This window comes from Sinomicrobium soli, assembly GCF_003285545.1.
GTDB lineage: Bacteria > Bacteroidota > Bacteroidia > Flavobacteriales > Flavobacteriaceae > Sinomicrobium.
Map to the genome: position 1 here is coordinate 1 of NZ_QLNV01000025.1, position 26,411 is coordinate 26,411.

At 47.6% G+C, this 26,411-nt stretch carries 18 protein-coding genes, 2 pseudogenes and 1 CRISPR repeat array; of the genes and pseudogenes, 9 read left to right on the forward strand and 11 right to left on the reverse strand.

The features are described 5' to 3' along the window. Positions 1-311: 311 nt before the first annotated feature. Positions 312-2,399 (reverse strand): M1 family metallopeptidase, encoded by a 2,088-nt coding sequence (locus DN748_RS18345; RefSeq protein ID WP_161554606.1) that lies wholly within the window; start codon positions 2,397-2,399, stop codon positions 312-314. Between the two features lie 121 nt (positions 2,400-2,520). On the opposite strand from DN748_RS18345, the gene recG reads away from it, so the two are divergent. Further along, the gene (gene recG, locus DN748_RS18350; protein ID WP_112373300.1) at positions 2,521-4,626 is read left to right on the forward strand and encodes an ATP-dependent DNA helicase RecG; all 2,106 of its coding nucleotides are present in this window, start codon (positions 2,521-2,523) and stop codon (positions 4,624-4,626) included. 30 nt (positions 4,627-4,656) lie between these two features. Here the strand turns inward: recG and DN748_RS18355 are convergent, their stop codons facing one another. From DN748_RS18355 to DN748_RS18370, 4 genes are all read right to left on the reverse strand, one after another. Beyond that, on the reverse strand, positions 4,657-4,935 hold the full coding sequence (locus DN748_RS18355; protein ID WP_112373301.1) for a chaperone modulator CbpM: 279 nt from the start codon (positions 4,933-4,935) through the stop codon (positions 4,657-4,659). Beyond that, complete coding sequence (locus tag DN748_RS18360; RefSeq protein ID WP_112373302.1) at positions 4,932-5,849, reverse strand: DnaJ C-terminal domain-containing protein; 918 nt, start codon at positions 5,847-5,849, stop codon at positions 4,932-4,934. Before DN748_RS18360 ends, DN748_RS18355 begins: the two co-directional genes overlap by 4 nt. A gap of 153 nt (positions 5,850-6,002) precedes the next feature. Continuing rightward, positions 6,003-7,784, reverse strand: a complete 1,782-nt coding sequence (locus DN748_RS18365) for a MutS-related protein (protein ID WP_112373303.1) — start codon at positions 7,782-7,784, stop codon at positions 6,003-6,005. Positions 7,785-7,888: 104 nt separating this feature from the next. Continuing rightward, complete coding sequence (locus DN748_RS18370) at positions 7,889-8,518, reverse strand: hypothetical protein (protein WP_146746652.1); 630 nt, start codon at positions 8,516-8,518, stop codon at positions 7,889-7,891. Between the two features lie 238 nt (positions 8,519-8,756). Between DN748_RS18370 and DN748_RS18375 the strand changes: the two genes are divergently transcribed. Next, positions 8,757-9,002, forward strand: coding sequence for a hypothetical protein (locus DN748_RS18375; protein ID WP_112373305.1), 246 nt, complete (start codon positions 8,757-8,759; stop codon positions 9,000-9,002). Between the two features lie 235 nt (positions 9,003-9,237). Here the strand turns inward: DN748_RS18375 and DN748_RS18380 are convergent, their stop codons facing one another. Then, positions 9,238-9,819 carry a hypothetical protein gene (locus DN748_RS18380; RefSeq protein WP_112373306.1) on the reverse strand — a complete coding sequence of 194 codons (582 nt, stop codon included), beginning with the start codon at positions 9,817-9,819 and terminating at the stop codon, positions 9,238-9,240. A gap of 375 nt (positions 9,820-10,194) precedes the next feature. On the opposite strand from DN748_RS18380, the gene DN748_RS18385 reads away from it, so the two are divergent. From DN748_RS18385 to DN748_RS18405, 5 genes are all read left to right on the forward strand, one after another. Next, positions 10,195-13,287, forward strand: a complete 3,093-nt coding sequence (locus DN748_RS18385) for a SusC/RagA family TonB-linked outer membrane protein (protein WP_112373307.1) — start codon at positions 10,195-10,197, stop codon at positions 13,285-13,287. A 12-nt stretch (positions 13,288-13,299) separates the two neighbouring features. Beyond that, complete coding sequence (locus DN748_RS18390; RefSeq protein ID WP_236636920.1) at positions 13,300-14,880, forward strand: RagB/SusD family nutrient uptake outer membrane protein; 1,581 nt, start codon at positions 13,300-13,302, stop codon at positions 14,878-14,880. A gap of 44 nt (positions 14,881-14,924) precedes the next feature. Then, complete coding sequence (locus tag DN748_RS18395) at positions 14,925-15,926, forward strand: glycoside hydrolase family 43 protein (protein ID WP_112373308.1); 1,002 nt, start codon at positions 14,925-14,927, stop codon at positions 15,924-15,926. 73 nt (positions 15,927-15,999) lie between these two features. Next, positions 16,000-17,973, forward strand: coding sequence for an alpha-L-arabinofuranosidase C-terminal domain-containing protein (locus DN748_RS18400; RefSeq protein WP_112373309.1), 1,974 nt, complete (start codon positions 16,000-16,002; stop codon positions 17,971-17,973). Positions 17,974-17,992: 19 nt separating this feature from the next. After that, a complete protein-coding gene (locus tag DN748_RS18405) occupies positions 17,993-18,964 on the forward strand; it encodes an arabinan endo-1,5-alpha-L-arabinosidase (protein WP_112373310.1) in 972 nt (323 codons plus the stop codon). 269 nt (positions 18,965-19,233) lie between these two features. Here the strand turns inward: DN748_RS18405 and DN748_RS18410 are convergent, their stop codons facing one another. Together DN748_RS18410 and DN748_RS18415 are read right to left on the reverse strand one after the other, a co-directional pair. After that, on the reverse strand, positions 19,234-20,001 hold the full coding sequence (locus tag DN748_RS18410) for an SDR family oxidoreductase (protein ID WP_112373311.1): 768 nt from the start codon (positions 19,999-20,001) through the stop codon (positions 19,234-19,236). A gap of 80 nt (positions 20,002-20,081) precedes the next feature. Further along, positions 20,082-20,642 carry a Crp/Fnr family transcriptional regulator gene (locus DN748_RS18415; protein WP_112373312.1) on the reverse strand — a complete coding sequence of 187 codons (561 nt, stop codon included), beginning with the start codon at positions 20,640-20,642 and terminating at the stop codon, positions 20,082-20,084. A 416-nt stretch (positions 20,643-21,058) separates the two neighbouring features. On the opposite strand from DN748_RS18415, the gene DN748_RS18420 reads away from it, so the two are divergent. After that, the gene (locus tag DN748_RS18420; RefSeq protein WP_161554607.1) at positions 21,059-21,610 is read left to right on the forward strand and encodes a phosphatase domain-containing putative toxin; all 552 of its coding nucleotides are present in this window, start codon (positions 21,059-21,061) and stop codon (positions 21,608-21,610) included. A gap of 927 nt (positions 21,611-22,537) precedes the next feature. Next, complete coding sequence (locus DN748_RS18430) at positions 22,538-22,792, forward strand: hypothetical protein (protein ID WP_112373315.1); 255 nt, start codon at positions 22,538-22,540, stop codon at positions 22,790-22,792. A gap of 216 nt (positions 22,793-23,008) precedes the next feature. On the opposite strand, the gene rhuM is transcribed toward DN748_RS18430, so the two are convergent. The 3 genes and pseudogenes from rhuM to DN748_RS19360 form a co-directional block, all read right to left on the reverse strand. Continuing rightward, on the reverse strand, positions 23,009-23,296 hold the full coding sequence (gene rhuM, locus DN748_RS18435; protein WP_112373316.1) for a RhuM family protein: 288 nt from the start codon (positions 23,294-23,296) through the stop codon (positions 23,009-23,011). Positions 23,297-23,327: 31 nt separating this feature from the next. Continuing rightward, positions 23,328-23,681: pseudogene (locus DN748_RS18440) on the reverse strand (Dna2/Cas4 domain-containing protein); the annotation flags it as partial. A gap of 51 nt (positions 23,682-23,732) precedes the next feature. After that, positions 23,733-26,102: a CRISPR direct-repeat array (repeat unit 50 nt; unit sequence GTTGTGAATTGCTTTCAAAAATTTGTAGATTTACAGGGATTCGTTCCAAC). A gap of 108 nt (positions 26,103-26,210) precedes the next feature. After that, a pseudogene (locus DN748_RS19360) lies at positions 26,211-26,411 on the reverse strand (hypothetical protein); the annotation flags it as partial.

Sequence of the window (26,411 nt, forward strand, 5' to 3'; positions counted from 1 at the left end):
TACAATGAGGTACGTCCCTTAGAATTATAGAAAAAATTTATGAACAAAACTTGTCTGAGTCATAGGATACAGGCAGGGAATCTACACCCAGGCATAAAGGAGCTTCAACAGCATAACGGAAGCCCCGCAGATTCCTCCTATCGTCGGAATGACAACTCCCGACTCCCGACTTCTGACCCCCGACTCCCTGCCATTTCATCGTTTACAAACTAACTATGGTTTATTCAGGTTTGAATATAACTCTGAACCGGTCCATAGTTATCATTCTCCCGAACATCAGGATAGGGGAACTCCGAAGGGCTCTAAGCGATTTACTTCAAAACACTTTCCAGGTAATTTTTCTCCTTGTCCCCCAGAGAAGGCAAAAGCTCTCTCAGCCTGTCTGCATATTCCTGTTCCCGCAGCAATTTACCGAGCAATTCCCTGGAAGAACTGGCAAAGTTCCACGTATGGTGTACACAGGCTCTCACCAGGTTTCTCAGGGCGGCCTTGTCTTTGAACAACCCTGTCTGGGAAGCAATGGCAAAAGCATTACGCCGCACTTCATAGGCATAATTATCCGAAGTGTACCCGATCAGTTCATTGCGCCATACTGCCTTTTTCACCTCCCTGCTTTCCGCAGTTTCCGGGTAGTCCGGGGTGAGTACGGCCAGCGCGAGCCACAATATACGCAGGCTCCTGTCTGAAAATCCTTCCAGGTGTTTGGTCTGGTCCAGGTACCGGGGGGCATCGCTCCTGAAATTTCTCCACAGGCGGAACAGGCTCTGCTCTACGGTAACATAACTGCTGTCGGACAACAGGGTTTCATATTCCGGTTTCAGCTCCGGCGGAATGCGGTCCAGGCTTAAAGCCAGGGCCTGCCTGATATGAAAGTTGCCTGTTTCAAACAGTTCCCTGTTCCACGCCACATCCACACTATCCGTATTCCGCCTCGAAATGATATACTGTTTTGCGGGATAGTATATATCCGATCCCAGCAAAGCGTTTTGCTCCTCTTCTGAAATGTCCCCCGCCTCCAGGCGCATATAGGTGTTTATAAAGCTGTTTTTCCGCAACGAGGCCATGATCTCCTCCTCCGGAAAAATGCTGTCCTTAAGCCATATCCTGCCAAATTCCGAAAGGTCCGCTCCGGAAGCTGCTTCTGCTTCCTCCAGGAAATCGGAGGTCACCACACTGGCATAGGCATGTTTTTGCAGGTATTGTTTCACCGCTTCACGAAATGCGGCATCTCCCGTAATTTCCCTTAACCTGTGCAATACCAGTGCCCCCTTCTCATAAAACGTGAGGCTGCTGGCCCCCGGGTCCGTTACAGCTTCTCCCAGCCCTTCGTCTGACTGTTCCGCAAGCATTTCTGCAGAACGGTACAATTTCCAGTAATAATAGTCCTCTCCCCACACCTCCCGCTCAGCCAGCAGGGCGTAATAAGTGGCAAACCCTTCCTGTAGCCAGTGGTGTTCATCATCGTGTGCCGTCACCAGGTTACCGAACCACTGGTGGGCCATTTCATGGGCGTTTACGTTCAGGTAATTCCGGTCCTTTACCCCTGTCGCATCAGTCATAAAACTATCGGCAAACAGGGTAAGCGTCGTGTTCTCCATACCGGCATGGAGAAAATCGCGTACCGGTGCCTGCTTGTAATTCTGCCAGGGATATTTTACCCCGATCTCTTTTTCCAGGTAATCAAAAACAGTACTGGTATGCTCATAGGTATGCCCTGCCTTCTCCTTGTCTCCCGGGTAGTAATAAGATTCGAGAGGTATCCCTTCTCCGGATACTTCTGTCAGCTTATCGTATTTCCCTATGGCTACCGCCAGCAGGTAACTGCTCATAGGACGCTTCATGTCATAGCACCACACCTTTAAACTATCACTCTCAGAAACACTTTCTAACCTACCGTTAATCAAAACTTTATATTCTTTTAAAAAACTCAGGCACAGATCGTACTCCACCTTTTCGTTCCGGTTGTCAATGGTAGGGAGCCAGTTACTGGCAAAGCGTCCCTGCCCCTGTGTCCACACCTGCCGTACCGCCGTATCGCTGTCCCACCCGGTAAAATACATCGCCTTTTCCGGTACAGCCCGGTAGGTTATTTCTATCCTGTTGCCCGAAGAGGCCTTAAAACCCGGTGTCAGCAATAAGCGATTGCCATCATAAGAATACGGTGCAGGGCTGCCATTCAGGACAACATGCTCAAAAGTCATATTCCGGGCATCCAGGTAAACCGTATCTACCGGTTTATGTATGTCAAAATCATAACTTACGGTTCCGGACACCTCTTTTTTATACGGGTCTATGTGAAGCCGGGCATCGGCCCGGGTAAAATCGACATCGGGGTATTGTTGTGCATGCAGCTCTAATCCCGGAAGGAACAGCAACAGGCACCACAGCTGTTTTTTCATAGCGGCTATATACATAAGGCCCCCTAAATTACACATTCGGGATCAATCCGAAAATTTTCCCGGCATAATTAACGATTTATCCAGGATATTTAATTGCACTATATTAATTATCTTCGTCCCTATGAATCCTCAGTTGCTACAAACGCCTATCGACTACCTGAAGGGAGTGGGCCCCGGCCGGGCCGACCTGCTCCGCAAGGAACTGGGCATTCATACCTACCAGGACCTTATCCGCCTCTTTCCCAACCGCTATATAGACCGTACGGGATATTACAAAATAAGACAGCTGCAGGAAAACTCTTCCGAGGTACAGGTTGTCGGCAGGATCGTACACCTCAAAACCGTAGCACAGAAAAGAGGCAAGCGCCTGGTGGCCACTTTCAGGGACGATACCGGGGAAATGGAACTGGTCTGGTTCAGGGGCCACAAATGGATGAAAGAAAGCCTAAAGCTCAATGTCCCCTATGTCGTTTTCGGGAAATGCAACCGTATGGGAAATGTATTTTCCATGCCCCACCCCGAGATGGAACTGCTGTCGGAGCACGAGCAGAGCCTGCGCACGGCCATGCAGCCCGTTTACCCTTCCACCGAAAAACTGGCCAGCAAGGGGATCAGTAACAGGGTGATCAACAAGCTGATGCAGCAGTTGTTTATCGAGACCGGCGGGCGGTTCTCGGAGACCCTTTCTGCCCCGCTGATCCGGGAACTCAAGCTGCTGCCCATGCGGGAAGCCCTGTTCAATATCCATTTTCCCAAAGACCAGGAACTCCTGGCCAGGGCGCAGTTCCGCCTTAAATTTGAAGAACTGTTCTTTATCCAGCTACAGTTACTGATCAGGAACCTGGTGCACAAGCAGAAGATCAAGGGCTATGTCTTTGACCGGGTGGGAGCACTTTTCCGGGATTTTTTCGACCGGCACCTGCCCTTCGAACTCACCGGGGCGCAGAAACGCGTGATCAGGGAGATCCGTCACGATATGGGTACCGGCGCACAGATGAACCGGCTTTTGCAGGGTGATGTGGGTTCGGGCAAGACCATCGTAGCCTTAATGTCTGTGCTCCTGGCCCTTGACAACGGTTTCCAGGCCTGTATCGTAGCCCCTACCGAAATTCTCGCCACACAACATTTTAACGGCATCGCGGAGCTGGTAAAACCCCTGGGCATAAACATAAAACTCCTCACCGGGTCTACCCGGGCTTCGGAGCGGAAAGTCATACACGAAGAACTGGAAAACGGTAGCCTGCACATTCTTGCCGGCACCCATGCCATCCTCGAAGACAAGGTACGGTTTCACAACCTGGGGCTGGCCGTTATAGACGAGCAGCACCGGTTCGGGGTGGCACAGCGCGCAAAACTGTGGCACAAGAACACCACGCCTCCCCATATACTGGTCATGACCGCCACGCCCATACCCCGCACCCTGGCCATGAGCCTGTACGGAGACCTCGATATTTCGGTGATCGACGAGCTTCCCCCCGGCAGGAAAGCCATCAAGACCGTACACCGATACGACAGTAACCGGCTTAAGGTCTTTGCCTTTATCCGGGACGAGATTGCAAAAGGCAGGCAGGTTTACGTGGTATATCCTCTCATCCAGGAATCGGAGAAAATGGACTACAAAGACCTGATGGACGGCTATGCCAGTATAGAGCGCGAATTCCCGAAGCCACAATACCAGATCTCCATTGTGCACGGCCAGATGAAACCGGCCGATAAGGATTACGAAATGGAGCGTTTTTTACGGGGCGAGACCCAGATCATGGTAGCCACTACGGTGATCGAGGTCGGGGTGAATGTACCCAATGCCTCGGTCATGATCATAGAAAGTGCCGAGCGCTTCGGACTGTCGCAGTTACACCAGCTCCGGGGCCGGGTGGGGCGCGGCGCCGAACAGAGCTATTGTATTCTCATGACCGGGCATAAACTGTCTGCCGACTCCAAAACCCGGCTGGAAACCATGACGCGCACCAACGACGGTTTCGAAATTGCCGAAGCAGACCTGAAATTGCGCGGGCCCGGTGATATCATGGGGACCCAGCAGAGCGGGGTACTCCACCTGAATATCGCGGATATCGTAAAAGACAACCAGATCCTGAAACTGGCCCGGCAGTATGCGCAGCAACTGCTCAGGGACGATCCTTCCCTGTCTGCGGAGAGAAACCTTCCCATACGGCATACCTACGCCCAGATCAGCAAAAAGAAAAATATTTGGAATTATATCAGTTAACACATCCGGGCCGGCGACGGCCGACTATCTTTACACCCTGTTCCTCAGCGTCCTCACCTCTTGTTGCAAATCTTCTATCCGTTCGAGCAAATGATAGACTGCGCTAAGCCCCTCCATGTTAATCTTAAGATCAAAATGAAGACGTATAAACTTCTCTACACCAGGAATTTTGTCAAAATAAAAAAACTCCTTACCCTCCTTGTTCACAATCTCAACGAGGTCGTATTCGGCCAGTTCCCGGATAAAGGTTATTTCTATGTTATGATACGTACAGAACGTAGTCACTTCTATTAATTGTCGCTGGCTCATGATCTGCGTTTTTTCAGTGCTTCAAACAGTTTTTTCTCTTCCTCGTCCAGTTTGGCGGGGATCCTGATCTTATACGTCAGGTACAGGTCGCCGAAGCGGCCTTCCTTTTTATACACCGGAAACCCCTTTCCCTTGAGTTTTACCTTAGCCCCTCCCTGGGTCCCGGGTTTTACCGTAAGTTTTGCCTTGCCGTCGAAGGTCGGTACGGTTACGGCGCCCCCCAGAACGGCATCGTACAGGTCGATCTCTACCTCGGTATAGAGGTCATTGCCATCTCTCCTGAAACCGGTGTTATTATTGATTACGAAGGTAATATAGAGGTCGCCGCGGGGCCCGCCGTTTATCCCCTCCCCCCCGTGCCCGGAAATTTTTATGGTTTGTCCGTTCTCCACCCCGGCGGGAATGGTGAGACGGATATTCTTCCCGTTTACCGTCAGGGTACGTTTATGGGTGGTGTATACCTCGCGAAGGTCGAGATGGAGTTCCGCATTAAAATCCTGTCCGCGAAACCCCGTAGTACGCCGGCCTCTTCCCCCGGCAGCCCCGCCGAACATCGATTCGAAAAAATCGGAGAAATCCTCTCCCCCGGCCCCGGAGTAGGTATGATACCCGTATCCGCCTTCCGTACCCCCGGAAGTTCTCCCGTTCTGCGCTTTCTGCCGGCGTTTGGCCTCTTCATAAGCCTCGGCATGCTCCCAGTCTTTGCCGTACTCATCGTATTTCTTCCGCTTTTCAGGATCGCTCAACACCTCATGTGCTTCATTGACCTGCTGGAATTTCTGCTGCGCCTCCCGGTCATCCGGGTTCAGGTCCGGGTGATACTTCCGGGCGAGTTTCCTGTAGGCCTTCTTTATATCGGCTTGGGAAGCGCTTTTGTTCAATTCCAGTACCTTGTAGTAATCTATAAATTCCATATCAGAACCGTACTTGTTTAAACTATTAAAGATAGGGACAATTATATAGTTGTAAAAGAAATGTTACGGGTTTATAATTCTTCATTTCTGGTTGCAGGTTGAAGCAAATGTCATTCAGAAAAGCCTCTCCCGAACACAGGGAAAGTGAAGAATCTATCCGTCCACTATTTTCATTTTTTTCAACAGGAAAGAAGCATTCATATTCCGGCAGACCCCCTTTTTAAAGCGGTAATCGAAATAGAGTTCGTCATTCGTTATTTCCGCATCAAAATAATAGTTGCTTACCTGCGGCAATACATCGGCTGCCTCACAAAGGCTCAGGTCGTGGGTAGCGATAATACCGGTAGCGCCCAGGGCCACCAGTTTCTCCACGAATTTGCGCGATCCTATGGCCTTGTCGGTGCTGTTGGTGCCCTTTAAAATCTCGTCCAATACCACAAAATAGCGGTGTTCTTCCCCTTGCAGGGTATTCACGATATATTTCAGGCGGCTCAGTTCGGCGTAGAAATAGGAAGCTTCGTCAGAAAGCGAATCAACGGTACGCATACTGGTGACCAGCTTTACGGGCGAATACGAACAGCTCCGGGCACATACCGGCAGCCCGCCATTCCCCATAATGATCTGCAGCGATACCGTACGCAAAAAGGTACTCTTCCCGGCCATATTGGCGCCGGTAATGATAAAGAAGTTCTCCCGGGCTATCGTATAATCGTTACGCACCGCCTTATCGGCAGGGATCAGGGGATGTACGGCGCCTTTGGTTTCCAGGACCACTTCACGGTCGGTAATCTCCGGGAATACATAATCCGGATGGTTAAAGGCAAAATTTCCCAGGCTGTTACAGGCATCCACGGCACTTACGGTGTCGAACCACTGCCCTACCTTGTCGCGGTGTGCCAGTATCCATTGCTCAATACGGTAGCACTGGCGGAGGTCCCACAGCAGGAAACCATTGCCCAGCAGGGCCATGATCATATTGTTTCTCTGGTCGAAGGCATCGATAGCCCGTGCCAGTTGCCGCAGCAGCCACGAAGCATTTTTTCCCGGGGCCGTGATATGCCCGCGCAATGCTGCCAGTACCGGGGCGGAGAACGATTCCTTTTCCAGCAGCTCCAGGAGCTGCCGGTACCGCAGGAAGAAATCCTGTATCCTGCCCGTATGCACAGCCAGGGCATTGATCTTCCTGAGCCTGGACCCCGTAAGCAGCAAACCGGCAACATAATACAACAGTATCCATATACCGGGTACCATCCCGGTAAAGAACAGTACCAGCAGCACCCCCGATCCCGCCGTAAAAACCGCCGGCAGCCACCGCATGGCAGCAGGTACAAAAGGAGTGTGGCGTTCCATCCATTTCTTTATTTCTTCTGCCGGGGTGCGGCCTTTCATCATGCGGGCCGTAGCGGTAAACTCCTGCCGGAATGCTGTTTTTCCGGCCAGTTCCCTCACCGCTTCCTGTCGTTCGGAAATACGTTCTGTATTGTTTGCGGTAAGCCATGCCGCCAGCTTTGCCCTGCCGGATATCAGCCCGGTACGGTTCAGGTACTGGAAAAAAGAACCGGGGCCGAACAGGTCTGTATCATTGCTGTACGCATGCAGGGGATCTGTAAATTCCGACCCGTCGGGTAAATCCTTAAAATCACCGTGAAGCACCCTTACCTCGGTATGGTTAAGGGCCAGCAGTTCTTCCAGCTTTTTCTTTTGCTGCCTTGAACGGTTGTGCCGCACCACCAGGACCAGAAAGAGTACCACTCCTGCCAGTGCCGGGGCTATCATCATCACTGCTACGGGATAAAACACATACATCGATAAGGCCATAAGCACGAAGGTCAGTACTCTCAGCATGCTGATAAGCCGCAATTGTTTCCTTACCACTTTCAGTGCATGTTCATAGCGCACCATATTGTCCCGATACACTTTTTCCGGTATGGTCATAGTCCTGTTTTTCCTTTTTACCGGACTAAGGTAAATAAAAGTTCTTTTCCCGGGCCCCGACAGGCTTTAAAAACCCGTCGGGCCTTACCGGATGCCGGGTACCGTCATATTTTCTGTTCCCGGATATAGGCTGCTATTTTATCTCCCATACGGTTCAGGTCCTGACGCAGTCCGTCAATATCATACCTGTATTCAAGATCGCTTACGCTCCGGTTGTAGCGCTCTATTTTACCGGTCAGTGAATTATACAGGCGTTGTAGTTCTGCAGCTTTCTGGTTATAACTATTGGCAATATTGCTCAGGTTGTTGCGGATATTCACAAGCTGGTTATAAATGCCCTGGCAATTGCTCCGGCACATATTGTAATTGGCCTCGGTAAGCGAATATCCCACTTTTACCGTATTGTACCGTTTTTCCAGGTTTTCCACCTCTCCCTGCAACTGCTCATATCTGCGCTTGTCGTATTCAGGACTGTCAAGATTGTTGATCTCCCGTTCAAATCCATTGTTAGCCTCCTCATAACGGCGGGCCATTTCGTTGTATTCCCCTATATAAACTTCTCCCTTATCAGTAACGGCTATAAGCCTGTCGGTCACCTTTACAGCAAAATCCCTGTCCCTGTCTCCCCAGTAATATTTCAGGTAAAACGGATATTTTTCCGCTTGCCCGTATGCTGCAGACCATTCCACTCCCACGCCATAAAGCACTGCGAGGCAAATAAATATTTTTTGCATTGTTCCCTATATTTGTTTTCCCGGCTTCTTCAGGATCAAATATAAGTTACGGACATATGTGAAAAAATACCCTCCCGAGGGTATTTTATATACGGTTCCATATCCTGTTTGTACGAACCTCACCCTATATAGCCCCCCTCATTCTCACTGTTAAAACATATTAAATAAATTAAAATTAAATTAAAAAACTTGCCGAATTGATACAATATCGCTAATTTGAAACAAAAATCACCACAATATGAGCGATGAAAACAAACTGGAGCGTATGCGAAAGATCCTCGCCAAGCTCGAAGATATCAAGAACACCCAGGAAAGCAGTATCGACAAGATAAACCACGTGATTACCGACCTGTTCGAGTTTCCCGACACAAAGCTCGAAAAAGTAATGGAAGAAGCCCATCAGCGCGCATCCGACAATGTGGATATGGTTCGTGAGGCCATAGAAGAATATGAAATACGAATCAATAAAATGTCAGTGCAGTAGCAGAACAATTCCGAACAAATACACCATAAAATAAATATTCTTACCGGCATCCGGTGGCGGAAAAATATATACCCGGAACAACAACGGGAATTATCCCACCGGCAATGTTTTCTTAAATTCCTGAATAGCTTCATATTCCTCTATCCCCAAATATTCTATCAATTTTAGAAAGGATATCTTTTTATGAAGGTAATAGGCTATCAGAATATTATAGCATCACCTTATCCCGATCTCTTTAACGTATGGGAAAAGACAATCCGAAAGCAAGTGCCCCGGAAAACTGTTCGGCGGAGGGATGATAATAATACACCAGCCCGATATCCACATCGTGCCGGGGCCCTACGAGTAACCCTAACGATAAAGGTATGTGCCACAAGATTCCGTTTTTCTTTATATGAACAGACGGGATATAGGTTTCAAACGACCCCAGGGAAGCCCCCACCCCTGTTTCCAGGTATGGCGCCACCCAGGGTATGGGCGCTGTAAACCGGGCTTTGCCCCCCAGCAGAAAAGCATTGGAGGTAACTTTATAATCCCGGTCCCGGTAATCATCTCCGCTTTTACGGGTTTTGGTAAATATTACCCCCGCATAGGGCCGCAGGCTAAACCAGCTGCGCATATTGAACAGGTACTCTCCCTGTGCGTACATCCCGGTTCCATCGATGTCCACATCTTCGTAAGGTGCAGACATCCCAAAGCCTATCGATGCCCGGATATATTGCCCCCGGGCAGTCTGGGCCTGTACGGCATGAAGGGGAATGCCTGTTAGCACTATGACAAATAATATCCGGTAAGTAGCAAGGTAATTCTGCTTCATGTATTCTATGATTAAGTTGAGTCAGGAATGCAAATAAACAACAAAAGTCCGAAAAGTATCTGTATTTCTCAGATGACTTTCCTGATTATAACGATAACCACAACCTACTGTCTCATAATTAAATGTAACTTACTATTACGGCAAAAAGTCATTTTTAACAGGTGGCTTTCTGCCGTAATTTTATTTCTCCCCCTACCTCTGCACCGTATAAAATCATTAATGAATCCCGCTTACAATTACCATTTTAAAACCGTACCTCCTAAATAAATGTAAAATTTACAATAAAAAGTTTGCTTTTTGTCCCGGTTTTGGATACATTCGTAAATGTATATAATACACTTATATTGTGATAATCATCAACCAAAACCGAAGTTTATGGAAAACAGATTGCTCAAAAGCAGCTGTGCACTTCCGTCGTACAAGAGATGGATATGCCTGGCTGCCATGCTGTGTGCGGTGATCGGACTGCATGCGCAAAACGGTACCATAAGCGGAACTGTACTGTCGGAGACAGATAACGAACCTCTGCCCGGGGTAACGGTACGCATAAAAGGGACAGACCGGGGAACGGTCACGGACTTTGACGGTAATTATTCCATCCCGGTTACCGGGAACAGCGACATTCTCATATTTTCCTATATCGGTTTCCGCAGTCAGGAAATACCGGCAGACGGGCGTGAGGTTATAGACGTGGTTATGCAGGAAGACCTTGCCCTCCTGGACGAGGTCGTTGTCGTAGGTTACGGGACACAGAAGAAGTCAGACCTTACCGGTTCCATTGCCATAGTGGATGCCGACGAAGCCAAGAAGACATCCGGCAGTGATATTTCCTCTTTATTGCAGGGAAGGTCCTCCGGGGTAACCGTTACCAATGACGGACATCCGGGATCGGCACCCAATATACGGATCAGGGGTATCGGGACCTTCGGCGACAACCAGCCCCTTTACATCGTAGACGGTGTCCCGGTGGGTACCTCGGTCAGGGATTTCAACCCGAACGACATCGCCTCTGTCCAGGTGCTTAAAGATGCTTCGGCAGGGGCCATTTACGGTTCGCGGGCAGCCAATGGCGTAGTGATCATCACCACAAAGAACGGCCGTAAAAACAGTCCGCTGGCCATAGAGTACAACGGCTACTACGGGATCGATAATGTGGTGCAGAAAATACCTGTGCTCAAACGATCGGATTACCAGCTGATCACCAATGAAAAAAGGGTCAATGCCGGGCTGCCTCTTATACCGGGTAATGACCCCGATTCCCCGCTTTTTGTAGCTGACACGGACAACGACTGGCAGAAGACCGGTTTAAAAGAAGGGATGAGAATGAACCATAATTTCAATTTTTCCGGGGGAGGCGAACACATTACGTATAATGCCTCGGTAGATTATTTCGAAAACAAGGGGATGTTTGTCGGAAAAGGGCCCGCTTACGAACGGTATTCCGGCCGTATCAATACCACCGTGGAAAAAGGCCGGTTCCGTATATCGCCGTCACTGTATTACACCCATTCATTTGAAAACCTGCTGACGTTCAGGGGCGATGTACTCACAGGCGGGCGGCCGCCCCTGATCAACGACCTGGTTATCGCACCGCCTACAATGCCGCTCCGCGATGCCGGTAACGAGGGCGGCTGGGGAGGTACCGACTCACAGGTTCACCAGACCATAGCCCTGAACGTTCCCGGGATCAACAGTATTTTTACCAACTGGACCGAGGTAGACAGGACCTTTGCCATAGTAAACCCGGAATACAGGATTATAGACCATAACGGCCATGAGCTTACCTATAAGCTTAACATGAGCTATGATAAAACCTTTGCCAGGGACTTCTCTTTCGTACCGGAATTCCAGATGGGATATTTTTTCGGTTCGGGAAAATCCCTGCTGGACGATAATACCCGGACCTATACGGTGAGCCTGGCCGAGAATACACTGAACTACAAAAAGGTTTTCGGAAAACATCATGTCGACATCCTGGGGGGCTATACCTATCAACGCAACAGGTCAGTAACCCGCACCGGTCATTCCGAAGACCTGCCCAAGCCTTACTATCCCGTCCTGTCGAACGGAAGGAACCAGACTTCAGGGGGCTTTGAACTGGTGAGCACCCTGGTATCCATGTTCGGAAGGATCAATTATAATTTTGACGACCGCTATCTTCTGACCGCTACGGTACGCCGGGACGGTTCTTCCAGGTTTGCGGCGGGAAACCAGTACGGTACCTTCCCCTCCATCGCACTGGGATGGAATGTGTCTAATGAAAGCTTTTTCCCCGATACCAACGGGGCGATCTCACAACTAAAGCTCAGGGGCAGTTACGGGGAACTCGGAAACCAGAATATCGGGGATTATTTGTTTCAGCCCGTTATCAATGCCAATATCCCCTACAATTTCTACCAGGGCAGCTCGGTGGTATCGGTTGTGGGGGCCATACAGACCAGCCTGAAGAATTCAAACATTAAATGGGAGAATACCAGGTCTGCCAATTTCGGGCTGGATGCCTCCTTTTTTGACCGGTCGCTGGACCTGACGGTCGAATATTATGAAAAGAAAACCACCGATGTCCTGGTGGGTGTCCCCATCCCGTTATCAAGCGGCTCGGTCGACAGCGCCCCGGTCACCAATTCGGGCAGCCTGAAGAATTCGGGTATCGATATGGAACTGGCATACCACTATAACAGCGGAGAAGACTTTTCCTTTGACATTTCGGCAAATGCCAGTACGTTAAAAAACAGGGTATTGTCGCTCGGAGGGAATAACGAACCCGTATATGGCACGGGGGCCAGAACAGAAGTAGGCAGGGAAGTCGGCGAGCATTACGGCTATGTCTACGACGGGATTTTCCGGTCTCAGGACGAGGTGAGCAGCCATGCTTTCCAGAGCGCCGCCACGGCAGCCGGTGATATACGGTTTAAGGACCTCAACGAAGACGGTACGATCAATGCCGACGACAGGACCTACCTCGGGAGCGCGATTCCGTCCGTCACCTTCGGGCTGAACTTCTCGGCATCATATAAAAACCTGGATTTTACGGTTTTTGCTTCCGGAGCGGCAGATTATTATATCAACAGCAACCTGTACCGGACATTAATGTGGTCTACAGACAACCTCAATGCACATACCGATATCCTGAACCGGTGGACACCGGAAAACACCGACACCCATATCCCCCGGGTCATCGCCAATGACCCGAACGGTAACGCACGCGACTCCAACCGTCCGGGATGGCTGCAGAAAGGTGATTACCTGAGGATCAATACACTTTCTCTCGGCTATACCCTGCCGGAGGGTTTCAGTGAGATCATCAATTCCCTCAGGTTGTATGTTACGGCACAGAACGTATATACATTCAGCAGCTACAAAGGATTTAATCCTGATTTTAACGGAGACGTATGGAACCCCGGCTTCGACTGGGGCACCTATCCGAGACCCAGGACGTATATGCTGGGAGTACAAATCAAACTTTAAAAAATTAGGAAGATGAACAGTAAAATCACGACATCCGTATTAGCGATGCTCACCCTGTTTTTAAACTCGGGCTGTGATCATGAGCTGGATCTTTTAGACCCGAACAACCAGCCTGCAAATGAAGATTACTGGACCGGGGCGGAGCAGGCACACAAAGGGGTCAATGCCATATACAACAGTCTGATCACAGACGGGTATTACATGCGTATGACCCCTGCCCTCACCGATGGCCGCGGCGACGATTTTAACGGCGACAGCCCGTGGCTCGACCTGGTACAGGTAGCGAATTTCACCATACTGCCTACTGCCGGGCCGGTAGAATGGATGTGGACCTCTTATTATCAGCAGGTGTTCCGGGCAAACCAGGTACTGAAATTTGTTCCCGAAATCGAAATGGACCAGGAAGAACAGGACCGTTGCCTCGGACAGGCCTATTTCCTTCGCGGACTGGCTTACTTTCACCTGGTAACGAATTTTGAGAAGGTGCCGGTATTTACAACGGTCCCGCAAACGCCGGAAGACTATTATCCTCCTACCGTATCTACGGAAGAAGTCTGGGAACAGGTTATTTCCGACTTTTCGGCAGCACAGGAGCTGCTGCCTGTAGATTACGCCTCTGTTTCAGGGCCGGACCAGGGACAAAAGGGGCGGGCCACGAAAGGAGCCGCTACAGGGTTCCTCGGGAAAGCCTACCTGTACACCCGACAATGGGAACCGGCCATACAGGAATTTGAGAAACTCATTTCAGGAGAGCAGGCCGTTTACAGCCTTATGCCCGATTACACAGATAATTTCAGCCCCTTCTCCGAAAACAATGCGGAGTCTCTGTTCGAAGTGCAGTTTGCCAGCCAGGAACAGGTAGGAGGTACGGAATGGAACTACGGAGGAGAACCCGGATCGAACTGGACGCAGTATTCTTCAGTAGGACATACCTATGCCATGGACGGCTTCGGTTATTCCGATTTTCTGCCCACCCGGTGGATCTATGACGAATTCAAACAGGAACTTACCGCAGACGGCCGCCTGGACCCGAGACTCCTGGTTACGATCGCCTCTTATGAGCCCTCGGAAAATTCCACCACCGTTTACAGCGGGCAGCCCTGGCCACATGCCGAAGACAGGATATACCCGCGGAAATACACACACGACCAGAACGGCTGGGGGTTCTCCACGGAAAGTAACGGAGGGGTGGAACAATCGGAAATCAATTACCGGTTGCTCAGGTATGCCGATATCCTGCTCATGTATGCCGAGGCCCTCAATGAATCGGGAGAAACAGCCCGGGCCTATACCTATATCCAGATGGTACGCGACCGGGCAGACCTGCCCGACCTGGCCGTCGCCCGCCCCGATATGACAACGGAAGAAATGAGAGATCAGATCGCCCATGAGAGGGCCCTGGAATTTGCCATAGAATCTATCCGTATCCACGATATCATCAGGTGGGGATGGTTGTACGATGCCGGTAAACTGGCCGAACTGAAACAACACGACCCGGATTTTAACACATGGACCGCCGGAAAGGAATTCCTGCCGATCCCCCAGAGGGAACTGGATGTGAACCCCAACCTGCAGCCCAATTCGGCAAACTGATCTTTGTGAAATACCGAACCCAGCATATAAAATAATCAAGTGCAATGAAAAAAGAAGCTATTATCACCCTGTTCGTCTCCCTCTGGTTTGCCTCCTGCGGGGAAGAAAAGAAACAGGCCGTACTTACGGAAGAAAACCCGGTAACCGCAAAAACCCCGGTCTATAACAATCCCGTTATCAGCCATAAATTTACCGCCGATCCTGCGGCATTGGTACACAATGATTCCGTATACCTGTACACCGGGCACGACGAGGCCGCCAAGGACTTCCATTTTTACGATATGAAAGAGTGGCTGGTATTTTCATCTGCCGATATGGTAAACTGGAAGGAACACGAGGTTCCTCTCCGGGTAACCGATTTCAAGTGGGCAAAAGGCGATGCCTGGGCCGCACAGGTCATCGAACGTGACGGCAGGTTTTACTGGTATGTTTCGGTAACCCATGCCACCAATCCCGGGAAAGCCATCGGGGTGGCAGTGTCCGACAGCCCCGTGGGGCCTTTTGAGGATGCGCTGGGAAAAGCACTGATATCCAATGATATGACAACAGCAACCGACATCAGCTGGGACGATATCGACCCTACCGTTTTTATCGATGATGACGGGCAGGCCTACCTGTACTGGGGAAATACGAAATGCTACTACGCAAAACTGAAGGAAAACATGACCGAGATCGATGGCGACATTCATACTGTAGACCTCCCCGAATTTACGGAAGCTCCCTGGATACACAAACGAAACGGCTGGTACTACCTTTCTTATGCATACCAGTTTCCCGAAAAAACGGCCTATGCCATGAGCAGGTCGGTCACCGGCCCGTGGGAATTCAAGGGAATACTCAATGAGATTGCGGGAAACAGTAATACGAACCACCAGGCCATCATCCGTTTCAAGGACAGGGATTACTTTATCTATCACAACGGGGGCATCCCCACCGATGGCGGAAGTTTCCGGCGCTCCGTGTGCATTGATTACCTGTATTACAATGCCGACGGCACCATGAAACGTGTGCTGATGACCTCCGAGGGCATCGATCCCGCAGATTAGGCAACCTGCCCGTAGCAGGGCGCGGGAAAACACATCTCTTATTTTACCATTACCCATAAATACAATAGCTGTCATGACAAAATCAATTATAACCGCATTAGCCTGCATGGCATTGGTCTCCGGTACCCATGCACAACAGTCCGGACTGCTCAGGGTCAAAGCCGATGAAATTATGGCTGAAATGCAACCCACCATGTACGGGATATTCTTTGAGGATATCAATTTTGCCGCAGACGGAGGCTTGTATGCCGAACTGGTCAAAAACCGTTCTTTCGAATTTACCGACCCGATGATGGGATGGTCGCAGCCCGCCACCGACCGGCATTCGCTTAACAAGAATTCCGGTTCGGCATCCGTATTGAAACCAACCCGGGAGCACAACCCCCGTTTTTGCCGGATCACGGTACACGATGACGAAAAATACCACCTGGTCAACGAAGGGTTCCGGGGAATGGGAATAAAAAAGGGAGAAACATACCGTCTTTCATTTTCAGCAGCCCTGAAGGAGGGAAACATCACCGGGGTCCGTTTTCAGCTTACCGACACCACCGGCCAGGTACTGGCTTCCACGTCGGTAAGTCCGGACAGCACCGGATGGAAAACATATACTTCACAGCTGGTAGCCGGGAAAACCGTCCCGAAAGCACAGTTGAAGATCTCTTTTACAGGGCGGGGAACGCTGGATATGGACATGGTCTCCCTTTTCCCTGCAAATACCTGGAAAAACCGGGCAAACGGACTCCGGAAAGACCTCGTCCAGCTCCTGTACGACCTGAAACCGGGATTCCTGCGCTTTCCCGGGGGCTGTATTGTTGAAGGGAGAACCCTGGAGCAAAGATATCAATGGAAAAAAACGGTTGGCCCCACGGAGCAGCGTGAGTTGCTCATTAACCGGTGGAACACCGAATTCGCCCACCGGCCCACACCGGACTATTACCAGTCGTTTGGACTCGGTTTTTTCGAATACTTCCAGCTTGCGGAAGACCTGGGTGCGGAACCGCTGCCGATACTGAATTGCGGTATGGCCTGCCAGTTCAATACCGGGGAGCTGGTTCCTATGGACGAACTCGACCCTTATATCCAGGATGCCCTGGACCTGATCGAATTTGCCAACGGAACCGCAGATTCGCACTGGGGCAAACTGAGACACGATATGGGGCACCCCGAACCGTTCGCCATGAAATACATCGGGGTCGGTAACGAACAATGGGGCCCGGAATACATAAAACGGTATAAGGCATTCGAAAAAGCCATCAAGGAAAAATACCCGGAAATGACCATCGTATCCGGAAGCGGCCCCTTTGCGGAAGGAGAACATTTTGAATACGGTACGGATGAGCTCCGGAAACTCAGGGCCGAGATTGTGGATGAACATTATTACAAGCCCCCCGCCTGGTTCCGGGACAATGCCGGCCGTTACGACAGTTACGACCGGAACGGCCCCAGGATATTCGCCGGCGAATACGCGGCCCAAAGCGTGGCCATCGCAAGCCCCGAAAACAGGAACAACTGGGAATGCGCCCTGTCGGAAGCTGCATTCATAACCGGTCTCGAACGCAATGCCGATATCGTACACCTCACCTCCTATGCCCCGCTGATGGCACATGTGGAAGGATGGCAATGGACCCCCGATCTTATCTGGTTTGACAACCTCCGCTCCTACGCCACTCCCAATTATTACGTACAGCAGCTTTTTTCCCTGAACAAAGGCACACATGTTATCCCGGCTACACTTGGAGGAAAAGCCCTTACCGGGCAGGACGAGCTGTATGCTACCGCATCCCTGGACAGGAACACAGACGATATTATCCTGAAAATCGTCAATACCTCCGGCCGGCAACGGCAGCAGGAAGTCCTGTTCGAGGGCGGCAACGTGCAGTCCGAAGGGTCGGTAACAATCCTGCAGAACGATGACCTCCAGGCAGAAAATACGTTGAATACGGCAAATGTCACTCCCGTGGAAAAAGAGATCGAAGTGCGGAACAACAAGGTGAATATTGCACTGGCCCCGTATTCTTTCAGCGTGGTCAGGGTAGGCAGAAAATGATCATCAACCTTATATCTCCATGAATAGCTTCCGTTCAGATATCATTCTCCTGTTTGCACTGTGCCTGGTTTACAGTGCAACATCACAGGAAATCACCGTTCACGATCCGGTCATGGCCGCAGAAAAAGGCCGGTATTACCTGTACAGTACGGGAAAAGGGATTTCCGTATCCTCTTCCCCCGACATGAAACACTGGAACCCGGAACCCCCGGTCTTCCCGGAAGCCCCGGCATGGGCAGAAAGTGTTGTTCCCGGTTTCAGGAACCATATCTGGGCTCCTGACATTTTCAGGCACAACGGGCGCTATTACCTCTACTACTCCATATCGTCTTTCGGCAAGAATACCAGTGCCATAGGAGTTGCCACCAATGAAACCCTTCGCCCGGATGCCCCGGATTACCACTGGAAAGATCACGGCATCATCCTGCGTTCCGTCCCCAACCGCGATATGTGGAACGCCATAGACCCCAATGTCGTACCGGGGCAGGCCGGTGACCACTGGCTGGCTTTCGGCTCCTTCTGGGGAGGCATCAAACTGGTAAAACTGTCCGATGACCTCCTATCGGTACGCCAACCTGAAGAATGGCATACCATAGCCAGGAGAAAACGCTCCTTCGAAACCGCAGACGAAGCCCCCGGAGATGCCGCCATAGAGGCCCCCTTTATATTTTACAAAAACGGGTATTACTACCTTTTTGTTTCGTTTGATTACTGTTGCCGCGGAAAGGAAAGTACCTATAAGGTAGTGGTCGGACGATCTGAACAGGTAACCGGCCCCTACAGGGACAAGGCGGGGCAACTGATGACCTCCGGAGGGGGAACCCCTGTCATTACCGGGGACAGCCGATGGGCCGGTGCCGGGCATAACAGTATATATACCTTCGGGGGAGAAGATTACCTCGTATTCCACGGTTATGACAGTACCGATCAAGGCAAACCGAAACTCCGTATCGTGAAGGTCCGCTGGAAAGACGGATGGCCCGGGGAGTGATGTTCAGGGGAACACCTGAAACACAAATACCACACAAAACACCTACCCGATTGGTGTTATCATCCCATCACCTTTACCGGAGAATGGCGTTATTACCGGTTGCCTGAAGCCGACATCCTCAGCCAGTGGGTCAACCATCGGCCCTTCCATATAGACCTGGTACAGGTCAGGGGCTGACAGGGAAGTCGGCTTACTTGTTTTCTAAACAGATAGGCTTCCACAAACCTAAACCGTACAGGATCTGTCCTGCGTCTTCTGTCCGATCTTCATTACCAAGGGATTTCCCCTGTTTCGGGGTTGGTTTCTTCGCAGAAGAATTTCCCTGTTGGCCCGTCATTACCGACTAAAGCGTATTTTACGATTCGTTTCCCTGCGTCTTCTACCGTTCCTGTTCCGTGGTTGAAGTTCAAATCTGTTTTTGTAAAGCCCGGGCTTACGGCATTGATTTTGAAATTCGTGTTGCGAAGTTCGTAAGCTAAATTTACAGTCACCATATTCAACGCCGATTTCGACGATAAATAGACCACGCCCTTGTGATGGTAATATTTGTAATTGTAACCCGGATCGCTGTGAAGCGTGATAGAGCCTTGACTGGAACTCACCATCACTATTCTCGGTTCGTCCGATTTTTTGAGCAGATCCAGGAAAGCCTGCGTAACTCTCAGGACTCCGTAGACGTTGGTTTCGTAAACTTCTTTGAATACATCGATGCTTGTGCTTTCGGCGGTTTGGGGGATGAGGTTTCCGTTTTCGTCCAATTTTACACCGGTAATTCCCGCATTGTTGATCAAAACATCCAAAACATCTGTTTTTTTGCCGATCTCAGTCCGTGCATTTTTTACCGAATCATCATCTGCTACGTCAATTTGGACCGCTTCAACGTCAATCCATCCTTCTGCTTTCAGCTGTTCTACTGCTTTTTGTCCGTTTTCTAAATTTCGGCTTCCGAGATAGACAGAAAACCCTTGTTGTAAAAGTTGTCTTGCGGTTTCAAGGCCAATGCTTTTGTTTGCTCCTGTTATGAATGCTTTCTTCATTTTTTATCGATTTAAAATTTAATACTGCAAAGTTGCTGCAACAAAAAATGAAATCGTTTACCATTTGGTAAAAAGTGGTTTTAGCGGACTTTTTTTCTGATTCTGCTCAAAGATTGCTGTGTAATACCCAGATAGGAAGCGATATAAGAAAGCGGAACGCGATTGACGAGGGTTGGAAATTTTTCCAGAAATGTGAGGTAACGGGTTGTGGCATCTTCCGAAACCAATGAGCTTCTCCGGTCTAATTTTTCAACCAGCGCTTTTTGAAAAATCTTGTTTGCAATGTCGTTCCAACTAACGATTGTATTAGAGAGCTCGTCCCAATCTTGCTGAGAAAATACTATGAGCTTACAATCGGTAACAGCTTGAATGTATTCCGTCATCGGCTCGTTTTTGTATGGATTGGCGAACAGGTGGCTTTCATCGACAAAATACTTCGTGATTTCATCGCCCTGGTTGTTGTAATAACAAATGCGAAGAATGCCGTCCAAAACAAAAACAACCTGGTCAAACAGTTTTCCCGCTTCTACAAAATAATCGTCTTTGCGAAGCTCTTTTTCGGTCGCTTTGCCTGTAATAAGGGTGATTTGCTGTTTGTTCAAATTGCCAAACTGTAATATATAATCTATCAATTCTTTCATTGATGCAAAGTTAACAATCGTTTGGTTGTAAGGATTTACCATTTGGTAAAAAATACTGTCTGTCCGTTAACATTGTCTGAACGCCAATGGCGAAATGTCGGTTTTCTTCTTAAACAGTTTGTTGAATGACTGCGCGTTTAGTAAGCCTGTCTTATTCTTTTCCGTGTCATTAAAACATTCCGTCAATATTGTTTCAAATCGGTCAAAATTTGTAGATTTACGCGAATTGGTTCCAACAAGTTATAGATATCCGCCCTGATCAAGACGATGGAAATAATAAAGGGTCACCTATCAAGAGACCAGGTTTATTTGTTTGTGTCTGTTCCTCCCCATATATCAGTAAGTAAACTGATGCAATGTAGCCGACAGTAGTTTAAATAAAGCCAACTCAAATGAAGGCAGTCATAATTTTCACCATGAGTTTATTTTTTTCCATTCCAATGATCGCACAGGATTTCTGCTCTAAAGTGGAATGTAAATATCTGAACAACTTCTACCGATTAAACGATTCTCTGTACCGCTCCGAACAGCCCGGCCGGAAAGGATTTGGAGAGCTGGACAAACTGGGTGTAAAAACCGTACTCAATTTCAGGCGCCTTTGGAAGGACGACCGGAAGGCACGGGATACCGGGATGGACTTGGTGTGGATGCCATTGCGTGCCGGTAAACTGACCGAAGCACAGATCCTCGAAGCTCTGAAGGCGATTAAAGGGGCCGAAAAACCGGTATTGATACACTGCTGGCACGGTAGTGACAGGACCGGTGCCATAAGCGCTGCCTACCGTATTGTTTTTGAGGGTTGGAGCAAAGAACGTGCCATTGAGGAATTATGTATGGAAGCCCTGGGCTATCACGAAGACCGGTATCCCAATGTGATTGAGCTTATTGAGGATTTGGATGTAAAGACCTTTCGAGAGACACTCGATATTGATTTTGTGGATTTGTTGGATTATTCTGAGGGGAAGTAAATTGAAAAAAGAGGAGTTTCTCTTTAATATTTTCTGATTTAATCCAAATTCATCCTGTAGCCTTTCCCGGATGGATTCAAAGTTTAACACAGTATCGAATCTTAAGTCTTCGCATAATAATAACGGAATTACCGTAAAAGGTTTCCGGCATGCCAACTATCGACAGCTACCTCACAGATCTTTCAAAAGTATGCCATAAACGGGATTATGTTTACGCCGGACAGGGTTACCTTTACCGCTTAAGGGATTACTTTTACCGCATAAGTAATTCCCTTTGCACCATAAGGGACTACGTTTACCGCTCAGGTAATTATGTTTACCGTATAAGGGTTTCGGTATTCGGCATAAGGGACAATGTTTACCGTAAAAGTAATCCCCTGTACACCATACGTAACTACGTTTACCGCTTAAGTAATTATGTTTACCGTATAAGGGTTTCGGTATTCGGCATAAGGGACAATGTTTACCGTAAAAGTAATCCCCTGTACACCATACGTAACTACGTTTACCGCTTAAGTAATTATGTTTACCGTATAAGGGTTTCGGTATTCGGCATAAGGGACAATGTTTACCGTAAAAGTAATCCCCTGTACACCATACGTAACTACGTTTACCGCTTAGGTAATTATGTTTACCGTATAAGGGTTTCGGTTTGCAGCATAAGGAATTCCCTTTACCGTAAAAGTAACCCTCTTTGCATCATACGTGATTACGTTTACCGCTTAAGTAATTATGTTTACCGTATAAGGGTTTCGGTATGCAGCACAAGGGATTACCTTTACCGCATAAGGGTTTCGGTTTGGCGTATACGTAATTGCGTTTGGCGTAAACGTAATTGCCTATATGGTAGGTTTTGATAAAATTACATGGTAAAAACAGACTGGTAGCAGATTGCAATGGTAACCTCAAAATCAGTATCTTTGCTTTATGACCTTCTTAATCATAGCGATAGTAGCGATCGGGTTCCTCCTTGCGAAAGGATGGATCAAGTTTGTGTATTGGGTTCTTCCGGCCCCCAGGCCAAAAGCTAACACAAAAAACCCTTACATCAATGCGCACCTCATGCGCACGGGCAATGACGCTGCCTACAATGAGTACCTCGAATGGCTGGGTAAAAACGGTGAGGAGTTGCCCATCAAGAAACTCAAAACAAAGGAAGAACTCCGTTTGAACGGAAATTAAACAAAAGTATTTAACGATGCTCCTCCCTGCCCATTTTAGCAACGATCGCTTCACCCAGAGCATATTATAATACCTTCCCAATAGTATAAATTTGTAGATTTACTGGGATTCGTTCCAACAGAGGACACAACGTTCTCTTTTCTTTATGATTTCAATTCCAGTTAGTACGATTAAAGGTACTTGGCGTAGGCGGCCTCATCGGTCAGGATATCCATTTCAATTCCAATTATAACCTACTGAAAGAATTGCGTCGAGGTTGTAAAAAGTTTGCTTCCGTTTCACCTGTCTTTTTCCTTCGGTTTGAACTTGTAAGTATTCCTTACAAGTTGCCTTTTTTTCAATTTCATTTTCTGCATACACCTTCTTTAGGTGCAGCGTGATGTTTTGGGGGGTGGTTTCAAAGAGTTCTGAAATCTGCCGCTGAGTGGCCCAAATCGTCTCTCCATCAAAGCGTACTTCGACCTGAACTCCATTTTCTGATTCGTATATGATTAATTCGTTCATAGTATTACGGTTTTTTGGAATTGATCCAGTCTCACACCTCATCCGCATAACAGAAATCGTGATAACTGCACTTACGACAAATGCTTTTTTTCTCCAAAGGCGGGCATTGCTTATCCAACAAGATTTGGCTTATTTCTTTTTTCCAGTCTTCAACGGTTTTCAGGTCGCCTTCTTCCCATTCCACCACCTGGCGTTGCTTCATTTTGGGGTATTCTATGATAGCTGTGGCGCCTTCAATACTGTTTTCACACAGGACATAAAGATAATATTTTACTTGTATAATATGGGCGTGTTCTACCTTATCGCTCTTTTTTACTTCATGAATAACCTTTTCCCTGACATCGTAAAAATCTATTTTAATACCGTCCATTTCCAGTTCGGTAGATTTACGGGGATTCGTTCCAACAAGGGCTTCGTTTTGTAGCCCGGGAGTTTGGTTGTGAATTGCTTTCAAAAATTTGTAGATTTACAGGGATTCGTTCCAACATACTACAGAAACAAACTATATACAGAAGAGTTGTGAATTGCTTTCAAAAATTTGTAGATTTACAGGGATTCGTTCCAACAAGTACCGGCCGAATCTTCATCGAATTTCAGTTGTGAATTGCTTTCAAAAATTTGTAGATTTACAGGGATTCGTTCCAACGTTAGACGCCGTGTACACGCATGAGAGATCGTTGTGAATTGCTTTCAAAAATTTGTAGATTTACAGGGATTCGTTCCAACTGTCTTCTCTGTTAGTATACCAATCTATGTGTTGTGAATTGCTTTCAAAAATTTGTAGATTTACAGGGATTCGTTCCAACACACTTTGTTTAAAGGCGTTGTAAACGACAGTTGTGAATTGCTTTCAAAAATTTGTAGATTTACAGGGATTCGTTCCAACGTTGCCTGTGGTAAATGTATGGAGTGTAAAGTTGTGAATTGCTTTCAAAAATTTGTAGATTTACAGGGATTCGTTCCAACAAGAACAAAAAACAGAATTGATAAAAAAGCGTTGTGAATTGCTTTCAAAAATTTGTAGATTTACAGGGATTCGTTCCAACAGCCCAGACTCGAAAAACAAACGCAGACGCGTTGTGAATTGCTTTCAAAAATTTGTAGATTTACAGGGATTCGTTCCAACGATGTGCTTAACTTTAAGAAATGCAGGGTTGTTGTGAATTGCTTTCAAAAATTTGTAGATTTACAGGGATTCGTTCCAACTTTCCGGATTCGTAAATGCTATAAGCTACAGTTGTGAATTGCTTTCAAAAATTTGTAGATTTACAGGGATTCGTTCCAACGAGGACTACGATTACACGCTACAGCATATTGTTGTGAATTGCTTTCAAAAATTTGTAGATTTACAGGGATTCGTTCCAACCTAATGCCCCGCAACCCCTTTAGCCCCTACGTTGTGAATTGCTTTCAAAAATTTGTAGATTTACAGGGATTCGTTCCAACAATACAATCATACAGGACACCTGTATTTAAGTTGTGAATTGCTTTCAAAAATTTGTAGATTTACAGGGATTCGTTCCAACTTTGTAATATCAAACAAAAACAAAACATCAGTTGTGAATTGCTTTCAAAAATTTGTAGATTTACAGGGATTCGTTCCAACAAACTTGACGAATGGGGTATTAAGCCTCACGTTGTGAATTGCTTTCAAAAATTTGTAGATTTACAGGGATTCGTTCCAACAAATCCTGCAAGGTGTAGCCTTCTATGGCTGTTGTGAATTGCTTTCAAAAATTTGTAGATTTACAGGGATTCGTTCCAACCTCTTATGAAAACCGAAAACAATTTAGAAAGTTGTGAATTGCTTTCAAAAATTTGTAGATTTACAGGGATTCGTTCCAACGGAGTGGAATGCGAAAGAACGCAGGAGCATGTTGTGAATTGCTTTCAAAAATTTGTAGATTTACAGGGATTCGTTCCAACGGAGTGGAATGCGCAAGAACGCAGGAACAAGTTGTGAATTGCTTTCAAAAATTTGTAGATTTACAGGGATTCGTTCCAACTAGAAAACCCCGTATATCACGGAAGCTTGAGTTGTGAATTGCTTTCAAAAATTTGTAGATTTACAGGGATTCGTTCCAACCTATAGGCATTAGATACTTTTTCCGGTCCAGTTGTGAATTGCTTTCAAAAATTTGTAGATTTACAGGGATTCGTTCCAACTTTCGGTATCTAAGGTTGGTACGGCTACCCGTTGTGAATTGCTTTCAAAAATTTGTAGATTTACAGGGATTCGTTCCAACAGATAATCCCCTTCGCCAGTAAGGTTATCCGTTGTGAATTGCTTTCAAAAATTTGTAGATTTACAGGGATTCGTTCCAACTAGTACTCTTGGATTGCGACACAGTAGTGTGTTGTGAATTGCTTTCAAAAATTTGTAGATTTACAGGGATTCGTTCCAACTATGGCTAAAAAAATTGATCTTTCAATACCGTTGTGAATTGCTTTCAAAAATTTGTAGATTTACAGGGATTCGTTCCAACGCAAAGGAGATGAAGGGTACTATTTGGCTCGTTGTGAATTGCTTTCAAAAATTTGTAGATTTACAGGGATTCGTTCCAACAATATTGCTTGAATATATCATAGTACGCTAGTTGTGAATTGCTTTCAAAAATTTGTAGATTTACAGGGATTCGTTCCAACTCAATTGGAAAAAACTGGTAATTGACATCGGTTGTGAATTGCTTTCAAAAATTTGTAGATTTACAGGGATTCGTTCCAACAGCGCTGGTAAATGTTCTTCAGTACGTTGGGTTGTGAATTGCTTTCAAAAATTTGTAGATTTACAGGGATTCGTTCCAACCTCATTGGAATCCCTTTATTAACAAGGAGTTGGATACTGGAAACGAAATCAAAAAAAGCAGGTGATTTTTAACAGCCTGCTTTTTTGTTTTTTGTTTTTCCGATCCTGTCAGAACAATTCCAGTTGTTGGGATGGAGGGGGCAGATCGGCTTCTTTTTGTCCGAAAAAGACCTCCATATTTCCGAATTGCTTGTCCGTTACGCATAATATCCCGATTTTTCCGTGTTTAGGCGTATCCGTCCGTCTAAGTACATCTTTCCCGGTATAGTATAGTGTTCTAATTTTGACCACAAAACGAACGATGTCTAA